Origin of the sequence: Halothiobacillus sp. (assembly GCF_028710545.1) — a bacterium.
GTDB lineage: Bacteria > Pseudomonadota > Gammaproteobacteria > Halothiobacillales > Halothiobacillaceae > Halothiobacillus.
This window is the reverse complement of sequence record NZ_JAQTTX010000075.1, coordinates 1-8,094: the sequence shown is the minus strand read 5'-3', so window position 1 is coordinate 8,094 and position 8,094 is coordinate 1. Positions and strand designations below refer to the sequence as shown.

General features: G+C 58.2%; 4 protein-coding genes. 1 reads left to right on the top strand and 3 read right to left on the bottom strand.

Going from position 1 to position 8,094, the window contains the following annotated elements; translation table 11 throughout:
* Positions 1–64 precede the first annotated feature (64 nt).
* From mdoH to PHD44_RS11720, 3 genes are read right to left on the bottom strand one after another with little or no spacing between them, the layout of a single operon-like run.
* Positions 65–2,236, bottom strand: a complete 2,172-nt coding sequence (gene mdoH / locus PHD44_RS11730; protein WP_300191957.1) for a glucans biosynthesis glucosyltransferase MdoH — start codon at positions 2,234–2,236, stop codon at positions 65–67.
* On the bottom strand, positions 2,233–2,526 hold the full coding sequence (locus PHD44_RS11725; protein ID WP_300191955.1) for a hypothetical protein: 294 nt from the start codon (positions 2,524–2,526) through the stop codon (positions 2,233–2,235). The genes mdoH and PHD44_RS11725 overlap by 4 nt, the downstream gene beginning before the upstream one ends.
* Positions 2,523–4,034: a glucan biosynthesis protein G gene (locus PHD44_RS11720; protein WP_300191953.1), complete on the bottom strand. Its 1,512-nt coding sequence runs from the start codon at positions 4,032–4,034 to the stop codon at positions 2,523–2,525. The genes PHD44_RS11725 and PHD44_RS11720 overlap by 4 nt, the downstream gene beginning before the upstream one ends.
* Before the next feature lie 554 nt (positions 4,035–4,588).
* Between PHD44_RS11720 and dnaE the strand changes: the two genes are divergently transcribed.
* On the top strand, positions 4,589–8,094 hold a 3,506-nt coding region (dnaE, locus tag PHD44_RS11715), incomplete at its 3' end, for a DNA polymerase III subunit alpha (protein WP_300191951.1).

The window sequence follows — 8,094 nt, the reverse complement described above, 5'->3', positions numbered from 1 at the left end:
GGTCGGCAAATAGGTCGGTCTTAATGGCGCTGCGTCGTTTCATTGGAAGCAAAAGAGATGGTGGTCAGATGAATCGAATTTTACCGGATGCTGTGGGGAATGGATGGGGTTTTTCGAGGTGCCCCTTAATACAAATTAGACGGGTCAGGTGATCGACCTGACGTCCCCAGGGATCGTCGGGTGGCGCCATCCACGCATGTTGGTGCAGCTGCATGACGGCCTCGGCATCATCCAGGATGCGGGCGGCCTTGCGGCGATCAAGCGCTTGTAAGCCTTCCACCATGAGCTTTTCCTTGAGCTCTGTCGATGCCCGTTTCGCCGCCCCGCTGCGATGTGGCGCGAGGGCTGCGGCAATGCGCGCCTGATTGGGATGCAGGAGCGTCCAGTTCAACCAGTTTGGCGCATTTTGAGGCTTGAGTGGCGGCATATCCAGTTCGGCAAAGTCGACCAGCACCTGATCGCCCAGATTCTGCTCCGGCGGCGTGCGCCAGATGCCCTGCCTGCGCCAGCGGTCACCCAGGGTGAATCGAGAGAGCCACACGGTAATGGGCGCGGCCAAGAGCAGAGACAAGCTGATCGGGATCGTCCAGTAAAAAAAGTTGGCATCGAGGTACAGAGCGATACCCGACCAGGTAATCGCCAGAATCATGCCCGGCGCGTGGCGAATCAGCGCCTGCAACCAACCGATTTCCGAACTGCGGTTTTGTCCGGCCCAGCGCACAGTGACGTTCAGGATCGCCTGCACCACATAGGCCGAATGAGCAAGCATCCGTATGGGGGCAAGCAGAATGGAAAACAGGTTCTCCAGAAAGAATCCTTGCAGCAGCTTGACTGTGGAACCGAATCCCTGACGCCGGCTGTTTTCGAAGATCAGCAAGTCAAACACGGCCAGCACTTTCGGCAAAAACAACGTGACCAGTGTGCTGGTGACCAGAATGATGGCCCACTGCGGGTGCCATTGCGGCCAGTTGGGGTAGAGGCTGCGGGTGTCCGGGAAATAATTGATGTCGCCCGCCGCGAATTGAGCGACTTCGATGGTGGAAAACAGCAGGAACAGGAACCAGACCGGTGAGGCCAGATACGCAAAGATCCCGTTCATGAAGGCCATGCGGTGTGCGGTCGCAATACCCCGCTCAAAACCGAAGAAGCGCAGGTGTTGCAGGTTGCCTTTCGACCAGCGCTTGTCCCGAATCAATTCGTCATCCAGCGAAGGCGGGGATTCCTCGAAACTGCCTTCGATAGCGGTTTCCAGCCAAACCTCATAACCCGCGCGCCGGATGAACGCCGCCTCGACAAAATCGTGACTGAGCACGGTGCCGCGCCACAGGCCGAAGCCGCGCATGCTTTTGAGCCCGCAGTGAGCCATGAAGGCTTCGGTTCGGATAATGGCGTTATGGCCCCAGAAAACCGCTTCGTTCAGTTGCAGCGCGGCCAGCCCCTCGCTGAACAGCGGGCCATAGAGATGGGTGACGAATTGCTGCATCCGCGCGAAGGCCGAACGGGCGTTGAACAGGCGGGGCACGGTCTGGATCATCCCCGCCTTGGGTTCGCACTCCATCAGGCGGACGAGGGTGACCAATGCTTCACCCGACATGACGCTGTCGGCATCGAACACGATGAAATATTTGAAGTTTCTGCCCCATCGGCGCAGAAAATCCGATACGTTGCCGGTTTTGGCCTTCAGGTTCACTCGGCGGCGACGGTAGTGCACCCGGCCATGCAGATCAAGGTCGTTGCACAGTGCGAGCCAGGCGGCCCGTTCTTCCAGCCAGATTTCGGGATCGCGGCTATCCGAGAGAATGAAGAATTCGAACATCTCGCCATGACCGGTTGCCAGTACCGATTCGATGCTGGCGCGCAGGCCGCGAAAGACGCGCTCGACGTCCTCGTGATAAATCGGCAGGGCGACGGCGGTTTTCACGAGCCCGGTTGTGGGTAGCCGGTCGGCAAAGCGGCTCATGAGGCTGTGTGCATCACCCCTGTTTTTATACCGCCGCCGCAGATAAAAACCGAACAGCGCCATCCACGAACCCGCGGCCACGAAGGCGTACAGCGGGATGAACGTAATCAGGATGGCCTTTTCAATGGTCGTCGAGCCGTGATACGGCAGAACGAGAATCATCCCCCAGATGCCAAGCGCGGTCTGTAGCAACACAAACGCGGTAAAAACCCACCGGCGTACCAGAGCGATGCGGCGAAAGGCATCTTTTGTCGAAGGCAGGACGAAATCGGTCATGACGGCTTTTGGTTGTGTTTGGTGTTGGGATGGGCGTGTTTGACGCTGCCACGCAGGATCGGTGGCATGGCGCACAGTTCGGGAATCGGGACGGCAAGGCGCTGGCGTAGATCGGCCTGATTGTCTTCAATATCCAGATTCGCTTGCAGATCGATCGTCGGGCAACCAGTTTGTAGGAACTGATAGAACACGCGCCGCTGCAACCAGCGCAACTGGCCGCAGATGGCGACCGGGTATTCGCACTGAGTGTTGTCGGGTGCCGGGCTGACTTCGGGTGACGTGTCGTTCATTTCATCTGTCCGAAGCGTGTCAAATCGGAAGGGAGATCATATCGCCATGTTTCGGAGATGATCTTTTTGTTCAGAGCCAACGATGCATCGATGGTGACGACAGATTTGCCCGTGGGAACCAGCAACATGGATAAACGCCAGTGTCCCGCTTCGGGCAAGGGAATGACCGCCTGTTCCTGAATATTGGCAGTGCCGGAAGTATCAATTTGGGCGATGACCGGCTCATTGCTGGCCAGTGAACCCAGGCGCCCGCCGGAAAAATCAAGATTAATGCGATAGGCTTTTTCGTTTTTGTCATCAGCTTTAAGTTTAACTGTGCCAATCAAGGGGCGGCGAACCTGTGCCAGCGGTTCTTGCGCCACATCACTGTTGCCCGCACTCAGTGTGTAGGCAAAGGAGACGGGATGGGCGGTATCCACAACCTCGGTTGGCTGGAAAAACGCAATCTGATTCTCGTGGAGATCGCTGTTGGTCGGAATCTGAACCAGAACGATTTTTCCCTTGCCAAAACCCGCCTCCGTGGTGACCCACAGCGAGGGGCGGCGCTCAAAGCGTGCAATGGCATCCTCGAACTGACAGAAACGGGTTTGGCGCTGCATGAAGCCGAATCCGCGAATGCCATCCGCCGCAAATTCGCTCACCCGCAAAGTCGCAGGATTTTGCAATGAGCGAAATACCCAGTCGCCTTCACCGGTGTGCATGAGCAGGCCATCGGATTCATAGGCTGCCGGTCGCCATTGACCCGCCGGGCGCTGACCGGTTTGGCCGTAAAAATACATGGTCGATAACGGCGCCAGACCCAAACGGCTGATGCCCGTTCGAGGGAACAGGGACGCCGTGACATGAACGTCCACACGAGAGCCGTTCGGGCGAATCACGAACTCGTAGGCACCGGTCAGGGATTTTCCATCGAGCAGGGCGTAAATGGTGAGTTGCAGGTCGCTCGGGTTCGGGCGGACCAGCCAGAACTTGGTGAAACGGGGAAATTGCTCACCCTGCGGCAAACCGGTATCGATCGCCACGCCGCGTGCATGCGCGCCCGGCACCTGATTGGCCGCGACCACACCAAACTGAGCCCCGCCGAGAAAGGTCAGCATCACATCGCGTGCATCTTGCCCCGAGAGCGGGTAGTGAACGGAAAATCCGGCGAATCCGAGGTTGGCCGGTACGGTCTGTGCAAAGGCCTGGCTGGGCCAGTCGAACTTGTTTTTGTCGAACATGATTGGCGCGACGGAGTCGGGCGTGACTTCGTACAGATCGACCGGTTGATCGTAGATATACCCGGCAGAAATCGGATCGATGCCGAAACGGGCTGTTTGCCACAGGGATGCGCTGGGTTTGATGGCAATGCGCTCGAATGTGTTCTGATCGATTTGACTCAGCGCTTCCGGGATTTGCGGGTCGGGCGAGTAGGATTGACTGGCGAGTTGTTTGGCCTGAATGACGGCATCCTGGAAACCAAAGGCGAAGGCCTCATGTGCCGCCATCGTCAATGACAGGATGAGCAAGCCCAATCCCATTATCCAGCGGAAGGACCAACTGGATAATGGGATTGGGCGGAAGGAAAAAGGGGAAACGGGGGAAACCGTGTTTCGGCGAAACATCTGCACGCTCTCGAAGGTCAGGGGTAAACAAAAACAGGCTGCTAGGGTGGCGGCTTTGGGGTTTCCTGCGGGGAACTCAATCAGTAGCGCGCGCCGTTCCGTTCAACTCGCGATGGGCTGTGGGATCGACGAAAAGGCACGAGGCGCCGCCGTCATTCGATCCAAAAACACATAAAGTACCCAACACAGAGGGCAGCATACGATTTTTTTATGATTTCCCGAATGGGTATGTGAAAAAAACCGGCGCTTCGTGTTGCTGGCATGAAACAATACCGCCTTGAAAATTCGCCTTTGACGGGTACGCGTTGTTGCCGATCTGCCCGATGTGCAGTTCTAGAGCCATCTAAACGGGCTGGATCGTTTTTGGGCATATCGTTGCAACGCTACACATGCTTTCTTTCTGGCTTTGATATTTCAGGCACCTGTCTTTTTATGGCTTTTATGGAAAAATTCGCTGCATGAGTTTTGTTCACCTGCACCTGCACACCGAATTCTCGCTTGTCGATGGCACCTTGCGCATCAAACCGATGCTGGCTGCCGCCAAAGAGCGTGGTTTGCCTGCACTCGCGTTGACCGATCAGGCCAATCTGTTTGCGATGGTCAAGTTTTACGAGGCGGCACGCAAAAGCGGCATCAAGCCGATTCTTGGGGCCGATTGCCTGGTTGTGGATGAGCCGGGCAGTAATCCGTACCGCGTGGTGCTTCTGGCCCAGAACAACCTGGGGTTTCGCCATCTGACCGAATTGCTTTCTCGCGGCTATTGCGAAGGGCAGATTGATGGTCGCCCCATGCTGCGGCGCGATTGGCTCACGCAGGAACAATGTGCGGGGCTGATTGCCTTAAGTGGCGGGCATCTGGGGGAAATCGGTCAGTTATTGCTGCACGGCAAGGCAAAGGATCGCAAGGCGGCACTCAAATTTTGGACCGAACGATTTCCTGATCGCTTCTATCTTGAACTGACCCGTTGCGGTCGCCCGGACGAAGAAAAGTATCTGCACGCCGCCGTCGAGTTGGCCGAACAGGCGCAGTTGCCCGTGGTGGCCACCAACGATGTGCGTTTTCTCGATCGGGAAGACTTCGAAGCGCATGAAGTGCGGGTGTGTATCCAGCAGGGGCGGACACTGGATGACCCGCGCCGTCCGCACGATTACACCGAGCTTCAATACCTGCGTCCCGCCGATGAAATGCAGGCGCTGTTCGCCGACATTCCGGAAGCGATCGAGAACAGCCTCGCAATCGCCGAGCGCTGTAACGTCACCTTGCAGCTCGGCAAGAATTTTTTGCCCAACTTCCCGACGCCCAATGGTGAAACGGAAGCCGATTTCCTGCGCACGCTGAGCGAGCAGGGCCTGGAGCATCGGTTCGAGCGTGTGCCCGCCGAGAAGCATGCGGAATATCGGGAACGGCTCAATATCGAACTCGACGTGATTATCCAGATGGGCTTCCCGGGCTACTTTCTCATCGTGGCCGACTTTATCCAGTGGGCAAAGCGCCAGGGCATTCCCGTGGGGCCGGGGCGCGGTTCCGGTGCGGGTTCGCTGGTGGCCTGGGCGCTGCTGATTACCGATATCGACCCGATCCCCTATGATCTGCTGTTCGAACGCTTTTTGAACCCCGAGCGGGTATCGATGCCCGATTTTGATATCGACTTCTGCATGGAGGGGCGCGACCGGGTCATCGATTATGTAGCGGAGCGCTACGGCCGTGCGGCGGTCTCGCAGATCGCCACGCATGGCACCATGGCGGCCAAAGCGGTGGTGCGGGATGTCGGGCGGGTGATGAGCTATCCCTACGGTTTTGTCGATCGGATTGCCAAGCTCATTCCGATGAAGCCGGGGCTGGATGTGACGCTCGAAGACGCTTTGGGCCGCACCGAACGTTCACAGAAAGAACAGGAACGGTTTTCGCAGGAATTCCGTGATCTGTACGAGCGCGACGAGGAAGTCCGGGCCATCGTCGATATGGGTATGGCGCTGGAGGGGTTGTCCCGAAACGTCGGCAAGCATGCCGGTGGCGTGGTCATCGCGCCGAGCAAGCTGACCGACTTCACGCCGATGTACTGCGAATCGAACGGTGCGTCGGCCGCCTCCCAGCTCGACAAGGATGATGTCGAAGCCGTTGGCCTCGTCAAGTTCGACTTTCTGGGGCTGCGCAACCTCACCATCATCGACTGGGCTCTGAGGTCGATCAATGCCACGCGCAAGGCACTCGGCAAGGCACCGGTCGATATCAGCGCCATCCCGCTGGATGACAAGCCCAGCTTCAACCTGCTTAAGCGCTGCGAAACCACCGCGGTTTTCCAGCTTGAATCGCGCGGCATGAAGGATCTGATTCGCCGTCTGCAACCGGATACCTTCGAAGACATCATCGCCTTGGTGGCGCTGTTCCGGCCGGGCCCATTGCAATCGGGCATGGTGGACGACTTTATCCTGCGCAAAAAGGGCGAGCAGAAGATCGAGTACCTGCATCCCTGGCTCACCGAGGTGCTCAAACCGACCTACGGCGTCATCGTGTATCAAGAACAGGTCATGCAGATCGCGCAGATTCTGGCGGGCTACACGCTGGGCGGCGCGGACTTGCTGCGGCGGGCGATGGGCAAGAAAAAACCCGAGGAGATGGCCAAGCAGCGGGAAATTTTCCTGGAGGGGGCAAAATCCAAGCAAGTGAACCCGGAGCAGGCCGGTTACATCTTCGATTTGATGGAAAAGTTCGCCGGTTACGGCTTCAACAAATCGCACTCGGCCGCCTACGCGCTCGTGGCCTATCAAACGGCTTGGCTCAAGGCGCACTACCCGGCGCACTTCATGGCTGCCGTGCTTTCCGCCGATATGGACAACACGGATAAGATCGTCGGTTTGATCGGCGAATGCCAGCGCATGGGGCTTAAAGTCATCCCACCGGATGTGAATCACTGCGCCTACAAGTTCCAGGCACTGGATGAGCAGACCGTGGTCTACGGTTTGGGCGCCATCAAGGGCGTGGGCGAGGGCGTGATCCAGAAAATCGTGGAGACCCGCGAGGCCGGGGACGCGTTTGTCGATATGAACGACTTCTGCCAGCGCGTCGGCAGCCAGGCACTGAACAAGCGCGTGCTCGAAGCGATGGTGCTGGCGGGCGCATTGGACACCTTGGGGCCGAATCGCGCCAGTCTGTTCGCGCATATCCCCGATGCCATGAAGGCGGCAAGCCAGATTCAGGCGGCCGAGGCTGCGGGCATGGGTGATCTGTTCGGCGGGTTTGATGCGCCGGAAACGGCCATCCGCGTGCCGATTCCACAGCTCGAACCCTGGCCAGATGCCGAACAGTTGCGCAAGGAAAAGGACACCCTGGGGCTGTACCTCACCGGGCACCCGATTCACGCCTTCCGCGACGAACTCAAAAGTCTGGTATCCGACACGCTATCGGGCCTGCTCGACAAGCTGGATATTCCGGCGCCGGGCACGTTCCCTAAAGGCGTGCCGGTCACAGTCGCGGGATTGAACATCGCCGAGCGGATCGTGCGCCAGCAAAACGGCGATCGGCAGTTGTTCCTGACGCTCGATGATGGCGAAGGCCGCTGTGAAGTTCGTATCACCGGCGATGAAATCGACCGGATCAGCGCACAGGTTGAGCGTGACCAACTGGTGATCGTCGAAGGCGATGCGGTATTCGATAACTTCAGCGGCGGCATACGGGTACGCTGCAAACGCCTGCTTCTATTGGAACAGGCGCGACTGGAAAAGGCACGCGGGATTTTGCTGGCGCTGTCCGCCGACTGTGATGCCGCCGAGGCGCAGGCGCTCATCGAGCTTATGCGCCCCATGCGCGTTGAAGGTGTCCCTGTGAGTTGCCGCGTTTATTCCGGCTTGGCCAAGGCTGTCGTCCGCCTCGGCCCCGAATGGAAAATAGCGCCGACGGACGAAAACATGCAGGCCATCCGTTCCGCGCCCGGTGTGCAAAGTGCCCGCATTCTGTATCAACGTTA